This is a genomic window from Spirosoma flavum (genome assembly GCF_042686045.1).
Classification (GTDB): domain Bacteria; phylum Bacteroidota; class Bacteroidia; order Cytophagales; family Spirosomataceae; genus Spirosoma; species Spirosoma flavum.
In genome coordinates this window covers 1,412,366-1,434,553 of record NZ_JBHUOM010000002.1, presented here as the reverse complement: position 1 = coordinate 1,434,553, position 22,188 = coordinate 1,412,366, and the positions used below count along the sequence as shown (strand labels likewise).

Annotated in this window: 16 protein-coding genes; 4 read left to right on the top strand and 12 right to left on the bottom strand. The window is 47.1% G+C overall.

The features are described 5' to 3' along the window. Positions 1-3: 3 nt before the first annotated feature. The 8 genes from ACFS25_RS11385 to ACFS25_RS11350 form a co-directional block, all read right to left on the bottom strand. Positions 4-519, bottom strand: coding sequence for a molybdopterin-dependent oxidoreductase (locus ACFS25_RS11385; protein ID WP_381500150.1), 516 nt, complete (start codon positions 517-519; stop codon positions 4-6). 166 nt (positions 520-685) lie between these two features. Beyond that, positions 686-1,966, bottom strand: coding sequence for a sensor histidine kinase (locus tag ACFS25_RS11380; protein WP_381500149.1), 1,281 nt, complete (start codon positions 1,964-1,966; stop codon positions 686-688). Further along, the gene (locus ACFS25_RS11375) at positions 1,963-3,363 is read right to left on the bottom strand and encodes a sigma-54-dependent transcriptional regulator (RefSeq protein WP_381500147.1); all 1,401 of its coding nucleotides are present in this window, start codon (positions 3,361-3,363) and stop codon (positions 1,963-1,965) included. The genes ACFS25_RS11380 and ACFS25_RS11375 overlap by 4 nt, the downstream gene beginning before the upstream one ends. A gap of 115 nt (positions 3,364-3,478) precedes the next feature. Continuing rightward, positions 3,479-4,651 carry an ABC transporter permease gene (locus ACFS25_RS11370; RefSeq protein WP_381500145.1) on the bottom strand — a complete coding sequence of 391 codons (1,173 nt, stop codon included), beginning with the start codon at positions 4,649-4,651 and terminating at the stop codon, positions 3,479-3,481. Positions 4,652-4,657: 6 nt separating this feature from the next. Then, positions 4,658-5,905 (bottom strand): ABC transporter permease, encoded by a 1,248-nt coding sequence (locus tag ACFS25_RS11365; protein WP_381500142.1) that lies wholly within the window; start codon positions 5,903-5,905, stop codon positions 4,658-4,660. Between the two features lie 13 nt (positions 5,906-5,918). After that, positions 5,919-6,581, bottom strand: a complete 663-nt coding sequence (locus ACFS25_RS11360) for an ABC transporter ATP-binding protein (protein WP_381500139.1) — start codon at positions 6,579-6,581, stop codon at positions 5,919-5,921. A 2-nt stretch (positions 6,582-6,583) separates the two neighbouring features. After that, the gene (locus ACFS25_RS11355; RefSeq protein ID WP_381500136.1) at positions 6,584-8,062 is read right to left on the bottom strand and encodes a TolC family protein; all 1,479 of its coding nucleotides are present in this window, start codon (positions 8,060-8,062) and stop codon (positions 6,584-6,586) included. Positions 8,063-8,074: 12 nt separating this feature from the next. After that, positions 8,075-9,334, bottom strand: coding sequence for an efflux RND transporter periplasmic adaptor subunit (locus tag ACFS25_RS11350; RefSeq protein ID WP_381500134.1), 1,260 nt, complete (start codon positions 9,332-9,334; stop codon positions 8,075-8,077). 429 nt (positions 9,335-9,763) lie between these two features. Here ACFS25_RS11350 and ACFS25_RS11345 point away from each other — a divergent pair, with 429 nt between their 5' ends. Then, complete coding sequence (locus tag ACFS25_RS11345; RefSeq protein ID WP_381500877.1) at positions 9,764-12,046, top strand: GH92 family glycosyl hydrolase; 2,283 nt, start codon at positions 9,764-9,766, stop codon at positions 12,044-12,046. A gap of 33 nt (positions 12,047-12,079) precedes the next feature. On the opposite strand, the gene ACFS25_RS11340 is transcribed toward ACFS25_RS11345, so the two are convergent. Next, complete coding sequence (locus tag ACFS25_RS11340; RefSeq protein WP_381500130.1) at positions 12,080-13,405, bottom strand: hypothetical protein; 1,326 nt, start codon at positions 13,403-13,405, stop codon at positions 12,080-12,082. A 136-nt stretch (positions 13,406-13,541) separates the two neighbouring features. Here ACFS25_RS11340 and ACFS25_RS11335 point away from each other — a divergent pair, with 136 nt between their 5' ends. The 3 genes from ACFS25_RS11335 to ACFS25_RS11325 are packed head-to-tail and all read left to right on the top strand — an operon-like array spanning position 13,542 to position 16,426. After that, the gene (locus ACFS25_RS11335; RefSeq protein ID WP_381500127.1) at positions 13,542-14,381 is read left to right on the top strand and encodes an alpha/beta fold hydrolase; all 840 of its coding nucleotides are present in this window, start codon (positions 13,542-13,544) and stop codon (positions 14,379-14,381) included. A 12-nt stretch (positions 14,382-14,393) separates the two neighbouring features. After that, positions 14,394-15,317 carry a hypothetical protein gene (locus ACFS25_RS11330; RefSeq protein WP_381500125.1) on the top strand — a complete coding sequence of 308 codons (924 nt, stop codon included), beginning with the start codon at positions 14,394-14,396 and terminating at the stop codon, positions 15,315-15,317. A gap of 8 nt (positions 15,318-15,325) precedes the next feature. Further along, positions 15,326-16,426: a LamG domain-containing protein gene (locus tag ACFS25_RS11325; RefSeq protein WP_381500122.1), complete on the top strand. Its 1,101-nt coding sequence runs from the start codon at positions 15,326-15,328 to the stop codon at positions 16,424-16,426. A 59-nt stretch (positions 16,427-16,485) separates the two neighbouring features. On the opposite strand, the gene ACFS25_RS11320 is transcribed toward ACFS25_RS11325, so the two are convergent. From ACFS25_RS11320 to ACFS25_RS11310, 3 genes are all read right to left on the bottom strand, one after another. Continuing rightward, entirely contained in the window at positions 16,486-19,089 is a 2,604-nt protein-coding gene (locus tag ACFS25_RS11320; RefSeq protein ID WP_381500120.1) for an ABC transporter permease, read from the bottom strand. Between the two features lie 83 nt (positions 19,090-19,172). After that, positions 19,173-21,812, bottom strand: coding sequence for an ABC transporter permease (locus ACFS25_RS11315; protein ID WP_381500117.1), 2,640 nt, complete (start codon positions 21,810-21,812; stop codon positions 19,173-19,175). A 16-nt stretch (positions 21,813-21,828) separates the two neighbouring features. Then, positions 21,829-22,164, bottom strand: coding sequence for a PadR family transcriptional regulator (locus ACFS25_RS11310; protein ID WP_381500114.1), 336 nt, complete (start codon positions 22,162-22,164; stop codon positions 21,829-21,831). Positions 22,165-22,188 lie beyond the last annotated feature (24 nt).

Below are 22,188 nucleotides of genomic sequence, written 5' to 3'. Positions count from 1 at the left end.
TGTTTATTTAGCGAATCGTACCTCAATTGATTTTACTTCCCGAATCCAGCGGGCAGGTTTTTTCTCACCGGGCACTACCACCCGATACGGCCCGATACCCTGCGCCAAAGGTGCTCCATCGACACTGTCAGCCAGCAAGATAATCCGTGTCGCAAAATCAGGGTCAAGTTCGGGGAGCGCAAAGAGCACTTCGTAACCGTCTACAGCTTTAATGACCACGAATTTACTCAGGTTTTCGCCCCGAAGTTCACCCCCTAGCGTGGCACCCGCCTGTTTGAGTAAGTCCGATAGTGGTATGCCAGAATAGTGATGTTCTTTTCCATCGCGGTCTTTGCCTGTTACATCCGTGTGAGGCATGGCTTTCAGATCAGCCGCCTGCAACGTCAGGGGTTTTGTCACCTCACCGGAGATGGTGAGTACAGTTTGGGCCTGTCCGCTTTCAATTCGTAAGAAAAGCGTGATAATTATCCATACGGATGCCCATATAGTAACGCTGGCTCGTGATGTAGGTTGATTCATAAAGTATACGTTGTGTGTACAGACACAACATGTCGTTATATACACACAAACATAACGTTTATTTAATTCCGGCATCGCCATCCCGTTCGAAAGACTTACAGAACGGGCGTTATTACCGGCTATCATTATCGGAGCTAGTCTGTCATCTCTAGCCTCATGCTGGTGTCTAGGCAAACTCAATTAGAAACTCTGTCCAACCGGCTTCATTGGTTTTGAGCGAAAACGGAAACTTGTGATTGAGGAGAATCTCACGAGTGAGGGTCAAGCCAATACCCTGCCCCTCAGGCTTGGTACTGTAGAAGGGGTTAAACAGATTTGTCGCGATACTGGCGGGTATAACCTGGCCATTGTCGCGAATAAGGAGAGAACGACCCGTGCTAATAACCTCGACATGTTGTCCCACTTCGCAGGCTTCCAGAGCGTTTTTAACGACATTGATCAACACCTGCTCTATCTGCTCGATATCCACCAGTTGTACACTCGTTTCAGTAGACACGCCACGCAGCGAAACACCCCTGCCGATAGCTTGAGGCTGCATTAGTTGCACAACGTTGCGAACTAGTTTGCTCATATCGGCAGGTCGTTTTTGGGGATGCGGCAAGCGGACAACATCGGCAAACCGGCGCATAAAGCGATTCAGGCGGTCGTTTCGCTCGATGGCTACACGAATGGCGTGTTGTACATCGGGCTCGCTCACGTAGGCTTGTGTAATGTCGAGAATTGAATTGACGGCACCGATGGAATTATTGACTTCATGGGCCATCATCCGAATAACTTTGCTGTACGCTTTCTTTTCGGTGGCTAAAATCTCCGGGGTAAGTTCTTCAATCATCAGAAACGACCGCCTGAATCCCCGATCCATGAAGTTCGATCGCAGTACTCTGTAGGTTTCGATACCATTAGGTTTCATTGTTCGGGACTCGCCATCGGCTAAATCGGCAATCTGGGCCAGCAGTGAATACCCAAGTTCAGGCAACCGTTTCGCAACTATTTCGTCGGGCTGCATGCCCAACAGTTGACACGCCCTCGGATTAACCGATGCGATACGCTCATCGAAGTCAAAAATCAGAATAGCAATTGGAGCCGCATCGATGAGTTTATTCAGGAAAAATTGCTGCTCAACCTGCCGCGTGCGCTCCTGTCGGAGTTGGTCAATCATCAGGTTATAAACTGAGATTAGATCATCGACTTCCCGATTCCCGGTCGGCACGAATTTGACCGTAAAGTCCTTATCCTGAATGGCTTCAATACCCGATGCAATGAACTCCGACGGTTGCCGAAATGCCCGATAGAAACGCACCGCTACGTATATCGACAACAGAATAAGCAGTTCCGACGCGATAAACCATTCTTTCTTGTCTCGCAACGTCCACCAGATTAGGGCTATCAGGACAAGATGAACGACGGCAATATAAATCAGATAGCGCGTGCGCAGGGGTACGTTCATTCCTCGTTTGTGTAGGAAATGCCAAATTTCTCCAATCGCCGGTAGAGTGCAAAACGAGTGATGCCCAATGCCCGCGCAACTTTCGCTACTCGGTTTTGATGAAACGTCATGGCTCGTTGAATCATCTGGTATTCCATTTCTTCCAGCGTCATGCTGCCAACAGCAGGAAAGGACGGTTGGAATGCCGCATCACCAGCGCTTCGGTGTAAAGCGGTTGCGCTAGCCTGTTGGGTAAGATTTCGCTCGAAGTCGTCTGCCTGCAACTCATCACCCGACGATAGGAGAACGGTACGCTCTACTCCGTTTTTCAGTTGCCGGATATTGCCGGGCAGCGGCAGATTTTTAAGCCACTTCAACGCCAATGGACTCACGCGCAAATCGGGTCGTCCGTAGATGGTTTTCAGGTTGTTGACGAAATACGTAACGAGCAAAGGAATGTCGCCGGGACGTTCGCGCAGGGCAGGAAGCCGCACCGAGATGAGGTTGATACGATAAAATAAGTCTTCTCGGAACTGGCCTTTACTCACCATTTCTTCCAGATTTCGGTTCGTGGCGCAGATAATCCGCACATCTACCGTTCGGGACTTGCTGCTACCCAGCGGCTCAAACGTTCGGTCCTGCAATACGCGTAACAGTTTGACCTGACTGCCGGGGTCAAGGTCGCCAATTTCGTCTAAGAAAATAGAGCCCTTATTAGCCAGTTCAAACCGCCCTACCCGGTCGGTTTTGGCATCGGTAAACGCCCCGCGCACATGACCAAAGAGTTCACTTTCGAATAATGTCGATGAAATACCGCCTAAATTAACTTTCACAAACGGCTGGCGCTGACGTCGGCTATTTTGATGGACAGCTTCGGCAATCAGTTCCTTACCCGTACCGCTTTCGCCCGTAATGAGCACTGGCGCGTTAGTTGGGGCCACACGCCCAACGGTCGTCAAAATGTCCAGCAGATTAGGATCTTCGCCAACTATATTATCGAACCGAAACTGCTGGTCGAGTTTCCGACGATTTAGGGAGGCCGGTATCGTTTGCGCCAGGTTCAATGCTGTTCGCACCGACTGCACAAGGTGGTCATTCTGCCAGGGCTTGGTAATGAAGTCTTTAGCTCCGGCTTTCATACCCTCTACAGCAAGGTCAATACTCCCCCAGCCCGTAATAAGGATGACTGGCATATTGGGAACCAGCTCCCTAATCCGACGCAATAAGCGCAGGCCATCGTCGCCAGACGTATCTACCGAGAAATTCATATCCAGCAGAATCAACTCCGGTGTTTCTTCCGCCAGCACCTCAACCGTGTCAAACGGCCCGTCGGCTACGCGCACAGCAAATCCCTCTTTCCTAAAAAGTAAAGAAAGGGAGGTCTGAATGGCTATATCGTCGTCGATAATGAGGATCATGGGGTGCAAAACTATGTACAACGGATTGGTAATCCGTTGAGCCGTTAGGCTAATGAAGGCAGAAATACTTAGCCTGACGGCTTAACGGATTACCATTCCGTTGTACAATTGTACATTACTCTTCATGTAAAGCCGTTGCGGGCTGAATCATTGCCGCCTGCCGACTCGGGAATAAGGCACAAAGTGTCACGATGGCATAAATTACCAAGGCCGAAATGGCGATGGCCGTCAGGTAAATTCCTGCCTGTAAATCAAATACATTTAATAAGGGAAACTGCGCGGCAAACAGCAACCCAATAATTAAGGCGAAGGTAGCCAACACCCATATTTCACCAATGAACTGCGCCGAAATAGCATTCCCGGTGGCGCCCAACGCCCGACGCAAGCCGATTTCTCCGCGACGTTTGGCTATACTCAGATTCAATACGCCAAACAGGCCCAGGGCTACATTGATAAGGAGGAATCCACTGATGACGAGGAAAATAATAACTGGCACGAGAGTGATGTTATGCTGCGCTTTCCGCGAATCGACCAGGGAGCCAACCTCTACGCTCCAGCCTTTTGCCATTGACGTAATATCATGCACCATTTTGGCTTCAAAAACCGCATCGGTACCGGGTTTTACGCGAATGAGCATGGTCTTATTCCAGGTGGCATTTTCGTCGAGGAGTTCAATCATAACCGGTTCGTTTTTAGCGAATTCACCCTTGCCTTTAAATGTATTTATCACGCCCGCTACACGCCAGATTTCTTTTTTCCCTTCGTAATCGCTGATTGTTTTGCCAACTGGATTGGCGTTGCTAAACAGGCTTTCGCTGGCTTTCTGATTAATAACCACGGGCCGGTACTTAGCCACACTATCAGGGGCTCGATACCAGGTTCCCAACGTTAGCGGCATGGCCAGCGTTTCAGCCAAGTTCTCGTCGGCTACATAAAACGACATCTGCGTCACCGTCTTGTTATAGGATACACCCATGCCGTTATGGTAGTTTGAAAAGGGTGAATTATCACTCATCCGCGACACCGATTCGACTTCGGGGTACGCTTTCAGGCGTTGAAAAATAGCCCTTACTTTTTGAGCAACTTCTGTCGTATCCTGATTATTGGCCAGATTTATAGCCCACACGTTCTCGTAGGTAAAGCCTAAAGGTTCGACGTATTTGCTGACGTTGAAAATAATCAACGAGGTCAATCCAAAGAGAACCATAAACGAAGCCCAAATCTCTACGATCAGCAACGAATGCGTTTTCTTTTTATTCCAGCTTAGTGTAATGAGGTGGCGTATCATGGATGTTTATGATTTTAGCGCATCAGCGATGCTCAGTTTCGACATACGTAAGGCGGGCAGTACACCAGATAATAACCCAAAAATCAGGCATATTAACAGGCTGACGGCTAACACAGTACCATTAATAGTCAAGTCTGCGTAGGCAATTAAGCCACTATTATTGATAAGTTGAATGATGATAAAACTTAGCACCAACGCTATCGCCCCACCAATAAATGTGATGAATATATTCTCCACAATAAACTGCCATAAAAGTGTGCGCACAGGTGCACCAAAGGCTTTCCGAATACCGATTTCTGATCCTCTTTCAAGAATACGACTGACATTCAGATTCACCAGATTGATGGCCGGAAGACCTAACAACATGAGCAAAACAAACGCTATAACGCCAAAAAAGATAGTCTTTAGGCCGGGGCCACCGCTCATAATTGTGGTAATAAAATAGGCGGCAAACGGTTCACTTTTTATTTCTACAACGGCATACTTAAATCCGTCCTGAACGCCGGGGACCGGAATCCGCTTAACACGGTCCTGAAATTCAGTTCGAACCAGGTTCAAGTCATCCGGGGTTTTGGCTAATAGTACAGCTTCATAATCGCCCCGCAAGCCGGCATTCTGATAATTACTTTTGGGAGCGGTGTACGGAAAGTAAACATCAGCATAGCTAAAAAGACGCGTAATTGGGCTACCCTTTACGACACCAATTACTTTATACGTAATATTCTCAATTTCGACAGTTTTACCAACAGCCGATTCAGACGAATTGTCGAAATATTGTTTTTTAAATCCATCCGTAATGACCGCTACGAAATCACCATTAGCTATGTTTTGTTGATTGTAGGGCTTGCCTTCCAGAAAGTCGAATGCCATTACTTCCCAAAAATCAGCGTCGGTAAACTTAATATCCAACTTAATTTTTTGAGACCCTACGTAGGCATTTGACTTACTCATCGAGGAATAAATTGATACGCGTTCCGGTGTTTTAAGCGTTTTAGCATACTCCATTAAGAACTTGAAACTCATAGGCCCTGACGAGGTCGATGACCGGCTCGAATCCATTTGAACTATCCGTTCGATATAAAGCGACCTAGTACGATTTGTCTCTGGATAATGCGCGCCAACGAGGTGATCAACAAATGACGTTAGAACGACTAACACCGTCAGCGTCAGGCTAATGCCGAAGAGCGTGATGAAGGTGTAGAACGGGTGCCGCAGCAATACTTTCCAGGCAATTTTTATGTAGTTAAGGAGCATGGTATAGTGGTGGTTATAAAACTTGCGAGCCGTCGAAAAGGCGGATGAGTCGGTGAGTGCGTTTGGCCATTTGCTCGTCGTGGGTAACCATCACGATGGTGGCCCCGCCGTCGTTGAGTTGTTGCAGGATATTCATAATTTCGTTACCCATCGCACTGTCGAGGTTGCCGGTTGGTTCATCGGCCAGAATAATATCGGGGTTCCCAACAATGGCGCGGGCAATGGCGACACGCTGCTTTTGGCCACCCGATAGCTGCTTCGGGAAGTGCTTCATACGGTTACTCAGGCCAACTTTTGCCAGTGCTTCTTTAGCGTACTCCTGCCGGGGTTTGCCATTTTGTGAACGATAGAGTAAGGGAATCTCGACGTTATCGAGCACGGTCAGGTCGTTGATCAGGTGGAAACTTTGAAAAATGAAGCCAATTTTCTGGTTACGAAGTTGGGCCAATTCCTTATCGCGGTATTGTGTTACGGGTTGTCCATCCAGTTTCACCGTCCCTTTCGATGGTTCGTCGAGCAGACCCATTACGTTGAGCAACGTGCTCTTTCCGCAACCCGACGGTCCCATAATAGAGACGAACTCGCCTTTCCTGATGTCCAGGTTGATATTGTTCAGCGCCAGCGTTTCGATGGTGCTGGTTCGGTACACTTTTTCGATGTTTTGGAGTGAGATCATGGTTAGTACTTTATTTTCTGGTTCGTTTCAAAATCATATAATGTCAGCAGTCGAAGCGTATAGAAAGCCTGCCAATAATCGCGCAGGGCTAGAATCGCGTCGCGTCGGGCGCGGTCTTTTTCCTGCGTAGCAATACCTAAATCCGTCACGCTGAGATCACTCAGCTTAAAGCGATCCTGCGCAATCTGGTACCGCTTTTGCCCAATCTGGTCGGCTTTAGCGGTAAGCGTTACTTGCTGGTTTAACATGTGCAGTAGTGTTACCTGCGTAAAAATTTCCTGTTCAAACGTCAGCTTGTCCTGCTCCACCGTTTGCTGTGCCAATTCCCGGTTGGCTCTGGCCGTTTCGACAAGTGCCTGCGCCCGGCCCCAGGTCATAATGGGCAATGTAAATTGAAGGGAGACGTATTCGCGATTCTGCGGACGTATGTACACATCAATGAGGTTTGGCCCTTGGTTTGACAAGCCATATCCCGCTGTTAGTGTCGCATTTAGACCGTTATTTTTGCGCGCTTTTTCTAAATCCCGTTCCGCTTCCAAGAGTCGACGCCGGAAACCAATTGCCCCCGCTCGATTTGCTACGGCTTCGCCAAGTGCCCGCTTCACATCGACCGTCAGGTCAGGAATCTGATTGGGAATAGCCAACTCAAGCGAGCGCGATTGGCCGGTGCCCACCTGATCGTTACTGTCGTTGCGATAGCCTACGAATGTTTTCAATTTTAGCGAAGCGACAGCGGCTGTTTGCCGGGCCGATGCTAAGTCTTTTTCGGCATTTAATACGCTCAGTTGCAGTTGTAAAAGGTCATTCTGCGAAATCTTGCCCATTTCCAGTTTATGTAGAGCAATTTGGTAGAGCGTATCATTATTAGCGCGGTTGGTTTCGGCAATTTGCAGATTTACCTGTGCCACCAACAAATCGAAATATAAGTTAGTCGCGGTTAATGAAACCTGTTCGAGCGATTCGATAAGTTGCTGGTTACCCTCGCTAAACAATAGCGGCTGAATTTTTCGATCCCACCGCATTTGATTAAACTGGAATAACGGTTGAGATAGGCCAATGCCGAACGGAATGCCATTATAGAGTGTACTGCCCTGGATAAAATTATCGAATCGCTGGAGTTGTTTTTGGATAAAAACGGTCCCTCCCGTTGGAGCAATCGTCTGACTCAGTGACAAATTTAGAATTGAATTATTGTAGGATACCGGCTCAAATCGGATGTTACCATCGGGTTGCGTCACCTGCACATACGAACGGGTAAAATTGGGTAATGACCCATCCAAACTAAGCTGAGGTTTAAACTGGGCCTGAAACGAACGGTATGACCAGACATTGGTGCGTTGTTGTGTATTGGCCTGTTTCGACGCTACCGACTGCAACTGCGCCAGTTGCAAAACCTCGTTTAAGGTGGTGGTTTGCGCCTGCGCCGATAGTTGACGGATACTGACCAATAGACTGAAAATGAGCAGAAAATAGCGGTTCATAGCGGTCTGGATTTAGCGGTTCGGCTCAATGGTGATTTCCTCCAGATTTTCATACTGGCTCAGATCGGTCAGAATAATTTGCTCGCCCGCCTGAAGCCCGCTTTTTATCTCCACGAAATCGAAGTTCGACAAGCCAATCGCTACTTCCCGACGATGCGCTACGTTGCTTCCTTTGGGCAATACATACACAAACTGCGTTCGTTTCCCTTTAAAGGCGGGGCCGTTTGTTACCCGAACGGCCTTCGCTACCCGGTCGGTGACGACGAATACCTCCACTTTCATATTCGGCCGTAGCGACGCATGGTGGCTGTTGTCCAATTGAATGACGAACTGCACAATCCCATTCTTAACCGCCGGTTTCACTTGGGTAATTAGCCCACGTAGACTGCTTTCATTCACCTTTACGATAACGGGCAATCCTACTTTAACCTGTTCGGCGTAGACATCAGAACACGACCCTTCGATTCGAAAACTAGCCAAATCAGCCAGTTTAGCCAGCATTTCTCCCTCGTTAACAGACGAACCAATGTTTTCATTTACCCACGTCAAAACGCCCGGTCGGTCGGCTACAATGTCGGCCTGCTTAATTTTATAGGTCAGTTCTTTTAAATTTTTCTCTTCAATCTGAGCTTGCAGGGTCGTTTCGCGCAGACTGGCACTCATGGATTGGCGGTTATAGGCAAGGTCATTTTCTAACTGTTTCTTCTCCAGTTCGGCGATACGTAAGGCGTTTTCAGCGCGGGTAACGTCTTCGGCGGTACTCCCTCCTACTTTCTGCAAACGCCGTGAACCTTCCAGTTCGGCCTGAAGCCGATTGATGTTCAGCAACTTAATCTGATCATTCACTTCGGCATCGTAGAGGCTTTTATTCAGTTTCATCCGTAACTGATCAATACCATTGCGTTTCAACGCCAGTTGATCATTCAGTTTTTCAAGTTCAATTTCAGTCAGGGATTTATCGAGGTCCATAATCGCCTGACCGGGTTTTACCGATGTGCCGGGCATAAGCAGCACCCGCCGGATGCTGGCCCGAATGGGGCTGGTATAAATCTGCTCATAGGCGGGTATGACCTCGCCCGTGGCGTTGAGCGAATTTTCAACAGGACCAATTTCTACCGTTGCCGTACGAATTTTGTCTGCCTCGACAGAGGTTTTCAGCGCATCACGCATCCAAACGATCACAAACACCACCGCAATCACGACTATCACTCCGATGAGCCATCTTCGACTTCGAGCACGGTTGGTTATCGCTGGGGCAAGTTCGGTGTCCATCTTTTTGGGTTATATTTCACAGATAGAAACCCAAACAACGTGCCACTAGATATTGCATTGATTTATAATAGATTATAAAAATAATTTATGAGGGAATTGTGCGGTTTCGCACAGTTAATTGCGGTTTCGCACGAGTATCAATACCCCCTATCCCTGAAGAGGACTTAGTATATGAGTGAACAAAGCCCCCTTCAGGGATAGGGGGTATTGATACTCGTGATGTCGGTTTCTCAAAACCGACTTAATCGAGGTTTTGAGAAACCGCACATAGCAGATTTAAGAATCTGCCATCACAAAGAGTACCACGCGGGCGGGGCCGCCGACACCACGAAAATCAACGTTGTCGAAGACTACCATTCATGCGTTTACGAAAGCTTTTCGTATCTTTTTGGTCCGTAGCCACTACATATGGCTATATCTCCAAAAAATATGAAAGTTAGCCTGACCATCCTTTTTCAATTCCTCGTTTACATTTCCTATGCGCAACAAAATCTTGCTCCCTACGTACATCCACTGATTGGCACCGAAAAAATGGGACATACTTATCCGGGAGCTACGGTTCCGTTCGGGTCGGTGCAGTTAAGTCCTGATACAGATACGTTGTCCTACGAACTCAACGGCAAGTATAACGGCGATGTCTATAAATACTGCGCGGGTTACAAACACGAAGACAAAACGATTGTTGGGTTCAGCCACACGCATTTCAGCGGTACCGGCCATTCCGATTTGGGTGATTTCCTGATTATGCCTACGCAGGGAGATTTACAACTCAATCCGGGCGTGGCTTCGAATCCCAAAAGCGGCTACCGCTCGGCATTTTCGCACGCCAATGAAGTGGCCGAAGCCGGATACTATAAAGTCAAACTTGATGATCAGGGAATTGTAGCGGAGTTGACGGCTTCCAATCGGGTAGGTTTTCACCAGTATACTTTTCCCAAATCCGACCAGTCGCACATTATTCTGGATTTGACTCACGGGATTTACAATTATGAAGACAAAGTTGTCTGGACCTACGTGCGCGTCGTTAACGATACGCTGATAACGGGATATCGGCAAACCAACGGCTGGGCCCGCACCCGAACAGTATATTTTGCGCTGTCATTCTCCAAACCATTCAAATCATACGGTCAGAAAAATCTGGATAAGAATCAGGTGTACAAGGGTTTCTGGCGCAAATTCGATCAGACTAAGAACTTCCCGGAAATAGCGGGTAAGAAGATTCGGATGTATTTTGATTTCGATACGGAAAACGGAGAGAAAGTCAAACTGAAGATGGCACTGTCGCCGGTTAGTCAGGAAAATGCCCTCGCCAACATGCAAACAGAAATCCCGCACTGGAATTTTGAACAGACAAAAGCAAGAGCGCAGGGCGATTGGAATCGGGAGTTAAATAAAATTCAGATTGACGCGTCTGAAACGGATAAAGTGAATTTCTATACGGCACTCTACCACTCGTTTATCAACCCAACAACGTACATGGATGCCAACGGCCAGTATAAAGGCTTAGACCAGGGTGTTCATCAGGCTACCGGATTCACCAATTACACCACATTTTCACTTTGGGATACGTACCGGGCTTTGCATCCGTTTTTTAACCTCATTCAGCCGGGGCGTAATAGCGACATGGTGCAATCCATGATGAATCACTACGACCAAAGCACCTTGAAGATGCTGCCCGTCTGGTCGCATTATGCCAATGAGAATTGGTGTATGAGCGGGTATCATAGTGTGTCGGTGGTAGCCGATGCGGTGATCAAAGGTGTCTTCAAAGGTGACGCGCAGAAAGCGTTGGACGCTTGTATCGCCACGTCCAATCACCGCAATTACGAAGGTATTGGCGACTATATTGATAAAGGATACGTGCCTTCGGCCAGCAATGGAACTTCGGTATCCAACACGCTTGAGTACGCCTATGATGACTGGTGCATTGCTCAACTGGCCAAGAAACTAAATCGGCAGGATGTGTACGCAACCTATCTAAAACGCGCGGAAAACTGGCAAAACGTCTTCGATACTTCCATTGGTTTCATGCGGCCCCGGTTGACTGATGGCTCATTTAAGAAGGAATTTGACGTACTCAAAACAGATGGACAGGGGTTTATTGAAGGCAATTCCTGGAATTTCAGCTTTTTCGTCCCCCAAAATCCGGCAGCTTTAATTCAGCAGATGGGTGGTCAAAAGAAGTTTACGGCGCGGCTCGATACGCTCTTTTCAATGCACTTGCCGGATAGATTTTTTGCCGAAACGGAAGACATCACTCGGGAAGGAATCATTGGCGGGTATATCCACGGCAATGAACCGGCTCACCATATTGCGTATCTCTATAACTGGACCGATCAGCCCTGGAAAACGCAGGAGCGCGTCCGTATGATTCTCAACATGCAGTACAAACCCACACCAGACGGGCTGGGCGGCAATGACGACTGCGGCCAGATGAGTGCCTGGTATATGTTTTCATCCATGGGATTTTATCCCGTAGCCCCCGGTTCAGAAGACTACTCGCTGGGTAGCCCTTCGGTGAAAAATGCCCGTTTGAATCTGGAAAATGGGAAGACTTTTACCATCGAAGCCATTAATCAGGGCGACAAAAATGTATACGTGCAAAAAGTGCTACTCAATGGTAAGCTTTTGACCAAGCCCGTTATTACTCATTCTGATATTCTAAAAGGCGGCAGCCTGACGTTTTACATGAGTGCCAAACCCGCGAAATAAGGTCGTTGTGGAGTCAAGTTCTTGGTTGTGGGGTCAGTGGGCAGAATCAATTTCTGATGAGTTAAAATTATCCTCAAAAACAGTCATTCCATTAGGTCGGCTAAAGCGAACGTAATCGACCGAGCCGGTACCTTCAAAATCATAGCTGATGCCCACAATATCCTTAACAGAATTGGGAGCCACGGCCTCATACGCCTTTTTGCCGCCCACGAATAGCCGTACGTGTTTGTTCCGAACGTCACATCGCAGGTCTACCCATTGCGAAAGATCAGCACCAAAGGCCGACAAATCGGTACTCTTGGCGTTGGCAAAATGACCCGCCAGATATAGATTCAGGTTCGCCACGCAGCCTTTAGCTGACAGAGGAATGGAGAACATTTCGTTTTTACAAAGAATAGTAACAACCATATTCTGACAGGCAGACGACCCTTGCTTAAAGTCATTTTTCAACCGGGTCTCTAATGTAAAATTATCAGCCCGAAGACCGTCCAACTCCCGTACATATCGGTAACGAACTATTGGTGGATGGGGCTGCATCGCAATATTATGCTTCTCAATGGCTGCAACAGACAAGCTCAAAACGCCGTTGCGAATAACCTCATTTGGTTGAAAATAGACCGGAACGGGTTCATGTATAACGGCCACATGCCAGCCATCCGACGGAATCATCAGGTTATGTTCCTGCATGACCTGCCTGCCCACTACTAGCTTGGCCCTAAAGTACCCTGGATAATAATAAATCGAGGTGTAGTCATGGCCGTTTTTGGGTACCAGTTGACGTCGGCTGGGGTCCCATGACTGCTGGATAAACACCGAATCGGTCGGCGAGGCCATAGCATTGTAGTGAAAAACGACTGAGTTCGGGATGCCTTTCGTAACGGGTCGGCTACTGAATGAAAAGTCGTTAGGAGACAGTGGTTCTGGCGGGGAATAATTCAAAAAAAACAGCCAAACAGTTGTTACACCAACCAGCAGCCCAGCGCCAATCCACCAACGGCTACGACCGGATGAGCGAACGGGAGAAGCTGGCTCGGATACCGCAACTGACACGACATCAGCGGGTTCAGAAATCATCTCCCCAGTCTGCGTTACACCTTTAAAATGCGGCCAATTGGTATAGCCTATAAACTTAACCAGCGCATTGAGTGTCGTTGCCGTGGGTGCCGAATTGTAGCGTACGCGCCCCCAAACCCGCTTAAGGGTCGTTACGCTCAACGAGACGCCTGTTTGATCGGCAATTTGCTCGCCAAGCCGCTCGAAATCCTGCGTAGACCAATTGTCACTTCTCCCCCAACCCACTTTCTCCTCGATTAACCGACGACACCGGACAAGTTCCCTGTCTTCCTGTTGCGTAATCATACCCTTATCCGTGAGCTACTTAGGCAATTGTATAAACTTGAACAGAAGTTGAACACTGTTGAATAGCCCTTTTGTGAAGGGATTCGCAAGTTTGTTTCCGTTCATGATTATTCAACCAAATGTACAGAAACAAACTATGAAAAAATGGCTGACGGCTACTGCATTATGGCTCCTCACATTCACTAACGCAGTTCATGCACAGACCAATGTCCCCTACGGCAACAATCCTCTGGCTGGTCATCAACACAATGTTGGCGATGCTAAAATCTACTACGAACTATATGGGCAGGGCAAACCCGTTGTACTCCTGCACGGTGGGTTGTTTGGCTACATTGATGAATACGAATTCCTGATTCCAAAATTGGCTCAAACTCATCAGGTAATTGCGATAGGCACCCGAGGGCACGGCAAATCGGAGATTGGCAGTAAGTCTTTTTCGTACCAGCAACTAGCCGATGACGCCTATCAGGTAATCAGGCGTATAACGAACGACAGCGTTCTGGTTATTGGCTTCAGCGATGGTGGCATCACAGGATATAACCTTACGGCCATGCATCCCGAACTGGTTCGAAAGCTGGTAACAATTGGTGCTCCGCGCCGTCCCACAGATCGTGTAGTCAGTAATGAGGAAGAAGGCAAAATGACGGTCGAGCGGCTGGACAAACTGGCTCCCGATTTCGTAAAATCCAGAAAACAACTCATGGCCGAACCGAAGCGGTGGAGAGAGTTTCTGGATAAACTCGATACGTTGTGGAACCAGTCCAGTTTCATTTCTGACGAAGCCATTCACCAGTTTCAATGTCCCGTTTTGGTGATGGCTGGCAATAAAGACCCTTATTTCAAAACCGAAAATGTACTCGAAACGGCTCGTTTACTTCAAAATGGAAACCTGTCAATTATTCCGGGTTGCGGCCATGTGGTACTCTACTGCAATTTCCCGGCTGTTTGGGAAGCTCTCGCTCCTTTTGTTAACTAAACTACTTCGCTCATGAAAACCTTAGTATTGACTTTACTCATCGGACTGATCACGCTTTGTTTTATGTTATGCCTGAATTTTCCGGTAGGTGCGCAAACAAACTTCTGGAATACATCCAATGCCTATCTCGGGCAAAAACCTCCTTCTGATAGTCCAAAAATATTCGCTCCTGGATTACTCGCAGATACGGGAATTGCTATGGATAGAGTAGCTTTCTCTGCTGATGGAAAAGAATTTTATTATTGCTACGCACTGCATTGGTTCGATTCAAAAGGATCAAAAATCAAGTATTTTACCTATAAAAACGGAAAATGGAATGGTCCCACGGTCTTGAATGAAGAATTTTATGCGCCCAGCTTTTCATCAGATGACAACACCCTGTTTTTTATTGGAGGTGGTGTGCCCGGTGTAGTTTGGCAATCTCAGCGAACTAGAAACGGATGGACAAAACCAGCAGAATATATCAGAAGAAATTATGGCGTTTACGACTTTATGACTACCCGAAGCGGCAAAATGTATGTAGGCAGTAATGGTATGCAAGGCAATATAAAAGACTTCAGTACCTATAATTTTTGTGAAATAACTATTTCCCGGAAAGATACTGCCATCAAGAGCTTGGAAGGACCATTAAATACAGCGGGTTTTGATGGTGATTTTTTTATCGCAAAAGATGAATCCTATATTATCATAAGTACGAAGGAAACTAAAGATTATGAATGCGAACTATACATTAGTTTCAAAAAGCCCGATAAAACCTGGGGAACGCCCAAGAGTCTAGGACCATTAATAAATAACGGTATCGCACATCGCTGGGGACAATATGTGACTCCAGATAACAAATACTTGTTTTACACGCAGGGTACCAATGAAAAAGACTGTCATATTTATTGGGTAAGGTTTGATACACTATTTAAAAAATTACAACCTTCCAATTGATGTATGTTATGAAACTCCTGCTATTTACTTTTTTGCTGCTTTTTAGCCTTTATTCCACCGGCCAAACCGTTGTTCCGTTCGATTCATTAAACTGGGTATTTGTGGGAAAGGTTACGCAGGAAACAGTTCAGGGTAAGGCTGGCATTCGCCTGACAGAAGGCTCGATCTACCTGAAAGACAGTACGTTTAAAAACGGTGTACTTGAATTTGATATGATGCTCACGCAGGGCCGCTATTTCCCAGGTGTTGGTTTCCGTGTTCAGGACAAGGCAAATTTTGAGAGTGTATACCTGCGACCACATCAGCGCGGCAATCCCGATGCGCTCCAATATATGCCGGTTTTCAGTGGGCAGGAATCCTGGCAACTCTACTATGGCGATGGTTACTCTGCCGCCGTTACATACTCGCTGAACGAATGGGTTCACATTAAGATAGCCGTTCGGGACTCACAGGCAGAAGTGTATATTGGCAATCCGAACGAACCAGCCTTAGTGATTCATCAGCTTAAACGAGATGACAAACCGGGACAGATCAGCCTAAGTAACGACTCGCCCATAATTACGCATTTTGCCAATTTTCAGTACATCAAAGCCGACCGTCCACCAATAGCAGGTAAGTTTAAAGCCGAACCGGCTCCGCAGCCGGGTACGATACTGAACTGGCAGGTTTCCAAAACATTCGACGAAACGCTTCTGGCACCTAGTTATACGATTCCGCAGACATTGGCTAATCAATTAACGTGGAGCAACTTAACCGCCGAAAATTCGGGTAAACTCAATCTGTCCAGAATTAGTAAACTAGGCAAAAACAGCAATACTGTTTTTACGAAACTAACGGTTGTTTCAGATAAACAACAAATAAAGAAGTTGCAACTAGGCTTCAGCGACCGCGCCAAAGTCTATGTAAACGGCCGTTTAGTGTATGCTGGTCAGGATGAATTTGGCTCCCGTGATTACCGATTTCTGGGCACAATGGGCTATTTTGACGAGGTTTATCTCGACTTGAAAAAAGGGCCAAACGAACTCTGGATTGCCATCTCCGAAAACTTCGGCGGTTGGGGTCTTCAGGGAATAATTGCAGACCAAACTGGTCTGATAATTAAACCGTAATCATAAAAGCATACGATTTTACAACCGTATGCTTTTATGATTGATAGCAGGAAAAAATATTACTCGCTCCGCAGGCTTTTGACAGGATTCATCAACGCGGCTTTAATACTCTGAAAACTTACCGTCAGTAACGTAATCAGTAACGCTCCTAGACCTGATGCGGCAAAAATCCACCACGAAATCTCAGTACGGTACGAATACCGTTGGAGCCAATCGGAGAGGGCATAATAAGCGATTGGGGTAGCCACACTAAAGCCAATAACGACCAGCATCACAAAGTCTTTGGAAAGCAATCCCCACAGGTTAAGCACCGATGCACCCAGCACTTTGCGAACCCCGATTTCTTTAGTGCGTTGCTCGGCCATGAACGAAGCTAACCCGAACAGGCCCAGACAGGAAATGAAAATAGCCAGCACAGCAAAAAAGGTAGCCAGTTTACCGATGCGCTCTTCATCACCGAACTTTTTGGCATATTCATCATCTACAAATTTGTAATCAAATGGGGCGGCAGGATTATATTTTTTGAACACTGTTTCGATTTTAACCAGAGCTTCGCTGGTGCTTTTGACTGGGTTTAGCTTAATGATGACAAAATTGCTACTCCCCGACAGATGAAATAGAGACGGACGAACGGGTTGATAGGGCGAATCGACGATCATATTCTTGATAACACCAATGACTTTAAGCGGGTGGCCGCCCCATTTAATAATTTCGCCCACTGGATTTTTCAAACCCATAAATTTTACGGCAGCTTCGTTGATGACAAAACTGGACGAGTCAGCCGTAAATTCTCTGGAAAAATCCCGACCCTGCGTGAATTGCCAGCCCACCGTTTTACCGTATTCATAGGATATACCCGTGTTCGGGAAATCGGCGGCTAAACTCGGGTCTTTGCCTTTCCAGTCAATATTTCCGTTTGTTGACCAGATATCCGTGACTGGACTTCCTGATTCGGCGACCTCTTCCACATCACCTGAATTTTTTAAGTCATTCCGAACAGCATCAAAATGGGAATGAATTTCGCCGTTAGTAGTTTGTATCATTATTAATCCATTGCGGTTGTAGCCTACGGGACGGTTTTTTGCAAATTGAATCTGGCGAAAAACGATAATGGTGCCAATAATCAACGTAACAGAAACTGTGAACTGAACCACAACCAGAACTCTACGGGGAATAGCCGCCAAACGCCCCATTTTGAACGTACCTTTTAGGACTTTGACGGGCTGAAACGACGACAGATAAAAGGCAGGGTAACTGCCCGCAATCAGGCCAGTCAACAAACTAAATCCAATTCCCAGCAGCCAGAACCAGGGCATTGACCACAAAATTACCAACTTCTTGTCGGCCACTCCATTAAAGGATGGCAGAATAAGTTTCACCAGTACCAGCGCTAAGACAAAGGCAAAAGCCACAACCAATAATGACTCGCTGAAGAACTGGCTAACCAACTGACTACGTACTGACCCAACGGCTTTTCGAATGCCAACTTCTTTAGCTCGTTTTTCACTACGTGCCGTGCTCAAATTCATGAAATTTATACAGGCAAGCAGTAATACAAACAGTCCGATAGTGCCAAATAGCCAGACATATTCAATAAGCCCACCGGACCGAACGCCGTTTTTAAATTCCGAATACAAATGCCAGTTATGCATCGGCTCCAGGAAAACAACGGGCTTGTAGTGGGCATCGTCTTTACTTACTCGGGTCAGTTTAACATCCTTAATTTTGGCGGATATCTTGTCAATATCGGCGTGATCAGCTAGTTGAACATAGGTGTACCAGGCATTCCAACCCCAGGCATCGGCCATCCCTGTAACCCATTTTTCATTGCTGAGATAGAGTTTCCAGGGTGCAATAAATGATACATCCCTGAACTCTGAATTACGCGGAAAATCTTCGTAGACACCCGTTACTTTCACATCCAGCTTATTATCAATCTTCATAAGCTTGCCCACCGGGTCGTCATCGCCGAAGTAAGCCTGCGCCACCGATTCAGAAAGAAGAATGGAGCCAGGCTCCGTTAAACCGGCACGGGTTCCTTTCAGCATCTGTAGACTCAAAAGTTCAGGGGCCTCAGGCTCCATGAAATTCCCGATTTTATTGAATTTTTCATCACCAACAGTCAAGAGATGGCTATCGGTATTTGAGGCCATTACAACACGCTTGAAATCTCCGTTATACGTTGTTCGCAGTACATCTCCCATAGGATACGGCAAATTCGATTGCGTGCCGATCTGCCCATTATATGTCAGATGCTGCATGACCCGAGCAATCTGGCCGTAATTCTGAAAGGATTTATTGTAGGCCAGTTCGTCATAAATCCATAAGCCAATAAGCATGGCTACCGCCATACCCGTTGCCAAACCAAAAATATTGATGAACGAATACACCTTGTTTTTAACCAGATTTCGAAAAGCGATTTTGAGGTAGTTTCGTAGCATGTCTGTATTTGCTGGGTTAGAATAGTCTGATGGGTGTCGTTTGATATTGGAAGGCCGCATATAGGCCAGCACCTCCCGCCAGTACCGCCGTCGGGCTTTGGCTGCGCCCCACTGTTGCACCCGCAGCGTGTAGCGTTCGTGCAAGTCGCCCAGCACTTCTTCCCGCAGGTGCGGTGCGACAAACCAGTTGAGCAGGCGGTCAGCTAAGCGAGGTGGAGTCATAATTAGGAATGATGAGTGATAAATTATGAATGAGTGGCCGACGCAAATTGGAGGGTAGGTAATTCACAACTCACCTTTGATTCTCACTCAATTTTCAAACTCTTCACCGGGTCCAATAAAGCCGCTTTGATGCTTTGGAAACTGACGGTAAGCAATGTAACGGCCATAGCGCCCAAGCCTGTCAGGGCAAATATCCACCAGGACAGCTCCGTTCGGTATTCGTACTTCTGCAACCAGTTTGAGAGAAGGTAGTACGCTATGGGTGTGGCTATGATAAAGGAAATACCAACCAGATAGATAAATTCTTTGGACAGCAGTCCCCAAACATTAAGTATCGATGCTCCGAGTACTTTGCGAACGCCGATCTCTTTCGTGCGTCGTTCGGCCATGAACGAAGCCAAACCAAACAAACCCAGGCAAGAAATAAAAATGGCCAGACCAGCGAAAATGCCGGCCAGTTTACCAATTAGCGATTCCAGTTTAAATTTAGCGGCATAGCTCACATCGGCGAATTGATAACTATAGGCATAAGACGGGTTGTGTTTATTAAACGAAGCCGTCATCTGAGTGAGGGCATCCTGAGTTGCCAGCCGGGGCGAGATCCGGTATAAAAGAACGTTGAGCGGGCCAGGCGTACAGACAAACATCGTCGGGTCGGCTTTGGTAAAGGGTGATTCCATTAAGGCGTCTTTTGCTATACCGACGATTTTTAACTGTCTACCTTGCCAGGTGATAATCTGATCAACGGGGTTTAGCAATCGAAACCGCTTTATGGCCGCTTCATTGAAGATAACGCTGGTTGTATCGTTTTCACTTCTAAAATCCCGACCCTGTGCCAATGTCATACCTACCGTTTTAAAGTAGTCGTTGGCTACCCGTATGATCCCCATTTCCACCGTTTCACCCGCATTTTTGCCGGGCCATTTGTCTAAATCTGAGTGCCACCAGATTTCAGTAGCCGGACTCGATGACTGCGACACATTTTCAGCAATCCCGTTTTTGACTAACTCGTCTTTTAAAATGGTAAAATTCTGGCCTAACTCACTATTCATGTTAGTCATTAGCAGCCGGTTAACATCATACCCAGTCGGCCTGTTCTTCGCGTGTCGAATTTGTTTAAAAACGATGATGGCGCTCAGAATCAAGGCAATGGAGCAACTAAACTGCGCGACAACTAATGCTTTGCGAGGCCAGGCAGCGGCTTTCCCAACTTGCATCGTGCCTTTCAGAACCTTTACGGGTTGAAAGGATGACAGATAGAAGGCGGGTAAACTACCGGCCAGCAGAGCTGTGATCAAGAGGCAGCTTAGTATCGCCAACCAGAACCCGGTGTTTGCGTAAGGGATAGCTAGTTGATTGTCGATCAGTGCATTGAATGCTGGCAACAGACATTGTACAAAGAGCAATGAGAACAGGAAGGCCACTAACGTAAGCAGGAAAGATTCCGTCAGAAATTGACCGATGAGTTGCTGCCGTTGCGAGCCAATCGACTTTCTGATGCCTACTTCTTTAGCTCGCTTGGCGGAACGTGCAGTGGTCAGATTTACAAAGTTGATACAGGCAATCAGAACAACCAGAATGCCAATGATGCTAAACATGCGTACGTACTCAATGAATCCACCTACTTCTTTCCCGTTCTGATAAGTTGAGTACAGATGCCAGTTTTGCAGAGGTTGTAGGATAACCACCGAATTCATAGCATTGATATTATTTCTCTCCGTATGTTCAATTAGTGCGATTTTATTGGCTACCTGCGCGTATGATACGCTGGGTTTGAGTTTGACGAAGATTTGATACGAGTTCTCGCCAAAGCCACCGCTACGGGCCATTCGTACGTCATTTTCTGTTGCTTCATAATAACTGAATGGGACGAGGTAGTTGAACTGAAACGAAGAGTTGGGAGGCAGATCTTTCAGAATGCCCGTTACTTTTAAGTCGTTCTGATTGTCAAACCGAACAATCTTGCCCATTGGATTTTCGCTTCCAAAAAGCGCATTAGCGGTCGATTCGCTCAGTACAATAGAATAGGGATCTTTCAGAGCTATACTAGCCTCTCCTTTGACCAATGGATATTGAAACATTTGCAGAAAGTCGCCCTCAATTTGGGCACCCTTCAAGTAAATTTTTTTGTCGCCTACCTTGAGTCCATGAGATCCCATATGATCGCTTTCGGCGACGTGTTCAATCTCGGGTATCTGATTGCGCAGGGCATCAGCTAACTTGAGCGATGTCGACGTAAAGGTGAGCGTGTCACCATTGCTGTTAAAATTTCGTCTTACCTGATATAGATGCTGATAGTTTGGGAGAAACTTGTCATACGAATACTCGTGATGTACCCACAAGCCAATGAGCATGGCAACTGCCATCCCAACCGACAAACCCGCGATGTTGATAAACGAATAGCCCTTTTGCTTGATTAGATTGCGCCAAGCGATTTTTAAATAATTCCGTAGCATGTCTGTATTTGTTGGGTTATGGTATGCTGAATGTTTACGTTTGATGATGGATGGCCGCACATAGGCTAGTACCTCCCGCCAGTAGCGTCGACGGGCTTTGGTCTCTCCCCACTGTTCTGCTTGTAGAGCATAGCGTTCGTGTAAATCACCCAACACTTCTTCCCGTAGGTGCGGTGCGACAAACCACTCAATGAACCGGGTTATATATTTGGGTGTGACCCCATCAGTCGGTGAAGAAGGGGGCTTCTTTTTGTTTTTAGCGGTCATACCATGCACGGGTTTATTAACTCCACTCCAACCGGATAGTAGGCAGTATACGCTCCCAAAGTCGTTCACGAACGGCTCGTACCTCCTCCAAAATTCGGCCACCCAAGACCGAGACTGTAAACAGACGCTTCCGACGGCCACCCCGCTCAGGAGTCGCGTCGCCCAAGCAAGAACGTACGTATCCTTTTTGCTCCAGGCGTTGCAGGGCTGCATGAACGGCCCCCGTACTGACCAAATTACCAGTCTCTTTTTCAAGAGCATCGGCAATAACCACCGAATATGCCTTAGGTGAAAGGGCGGCCACAGCCAGTAAAACCACCTCTTCAAACTCGCCTAAATCGCTACGTCGCATGAGCTGAAAGTAGAGTTATTGACA

What these genes read in the sequence shown, in the direction of transcription:
- ACFS25_RS11385 (WP_381500150.1), bottom strand. Translation starts at nt 519, where the DNA reads ATGAATCAACCTACATCACGAGCCAGCGTTACTATATGGGCATCCGTA.
- ACFS25_RS11380 (WP_381500149.1), bottom strand. Translation starts at nt 1,966, where the DNA reads ATGAACGTACCCCTGCGCACGCGCTATCTGATTTATATTGCCGTCGTT.
- ACFS25_RS11375 (WP_381500147.1), bottom strand. Translation starts at nt 3,363, where the DNA reads ATGATCCTCATTATCGACGACGATATAGCCATTCAGACCTCCCTTTCT.
- ACFS25_RS11370 (WP_381500145.1), bottom strand. Translation starts at nt 4,651, where the DNA reads ATGATACGCCACCTCATTACACTAAGCTGGAATAAAAAGAAAACGCAT.
- ACFS25_RS11365 (WP_381500142.1), bottom strand. Translation starts at nt 5,905, where the DNA reads ATGCTCCTTAACTACATAAAAATTGCCTGGAAAGTATTGCTGCGGCAC.
- ACFS25_RS11360 (WP_381500139.1), bottom strand. Translation starts at nt 6,581, where the DNA reads ATGATCTCACTCCAAAACATCGAAAAAGTGTACCGAACCAGCACCATC.
- ACFS25_RS11355 (WP_381500136.1), bottom strand. Translation starts at nt 8,062, where the DNA reads ATGAACCGCTATTTTCTGCTCATTTTCAGTCTATTGGTCAGTATCCGT.
- ACFS25_RS11350 (WP_381500134.1), bottom strand. Translation starts at nt 9,334, where the DNA reads ATGGACACCGAACTTGCCCCAGCGATAACCAACCGTGCTCGAAGTCGA.
- ACFS25_RS11345 (WP_381500877.1), top strand. Translation starts at nt 9,764, where the DNA reads ATGAAAGTTAGCCTGACCATCCTTTTTCAATTCCTCGTTTACATTTCC.
- ACFS25_RS11340 (WP_381500130.1), bottom strand. Translation starts at nt 13,405, where the DNA reads ATGATTACGCAACAGGAAGACAGGGAACTTGTCCGGTGTCGTCGGTTA.
- ACFS25_RS11335 (WP_381500127.1), top strand. Translation starts at nt 13,542, where the DNA reads ATGAAAAAATGGCTGACGGCTACTGCATTATGGCTCCTCACATTCACT.
- ACFS25_RS11330 (WP_381500125.1), top strand. Translation starts at nt 14,394, where the DNA reads ATGAAAACCTTAGTATTGACTTTACTCATCGGACTGATCACGCTTTGT.
- ACFS25_RS11325 (WP_381500122.1), top strand. Translation starts at nt 15,326, where the DNA reads ATGAAACTCCTGCTATTTACTTTTTTGCTGCTTTTTAGCCTTTATTCC.
- ACFS25_RS11320 (WP_381500120.1), bottom strand. Translation starts at nt 19,089, where the DNA reads ATGACTCCACCTCGCTTAGCTGACCGCCTGCTCAACTGGTTTGTCGCA.
- ACFS25_RS11315 (WP_381500117.1), bottom strand. Translation starts at nt 21,812, where the DNA reads ATGACCGCTAAAAACAAAAAGAAGCCCCCTTCTTCACCGACTGATGGG.
- ACFS25_RS11310 (WP_381500114.1), bottom strand. Translation starts at nt 22,164, where the DNA reads ATGCGACGTAGCGATTTAGGCGAGTTTGAAGAGGTGGTTTTACTGGCT.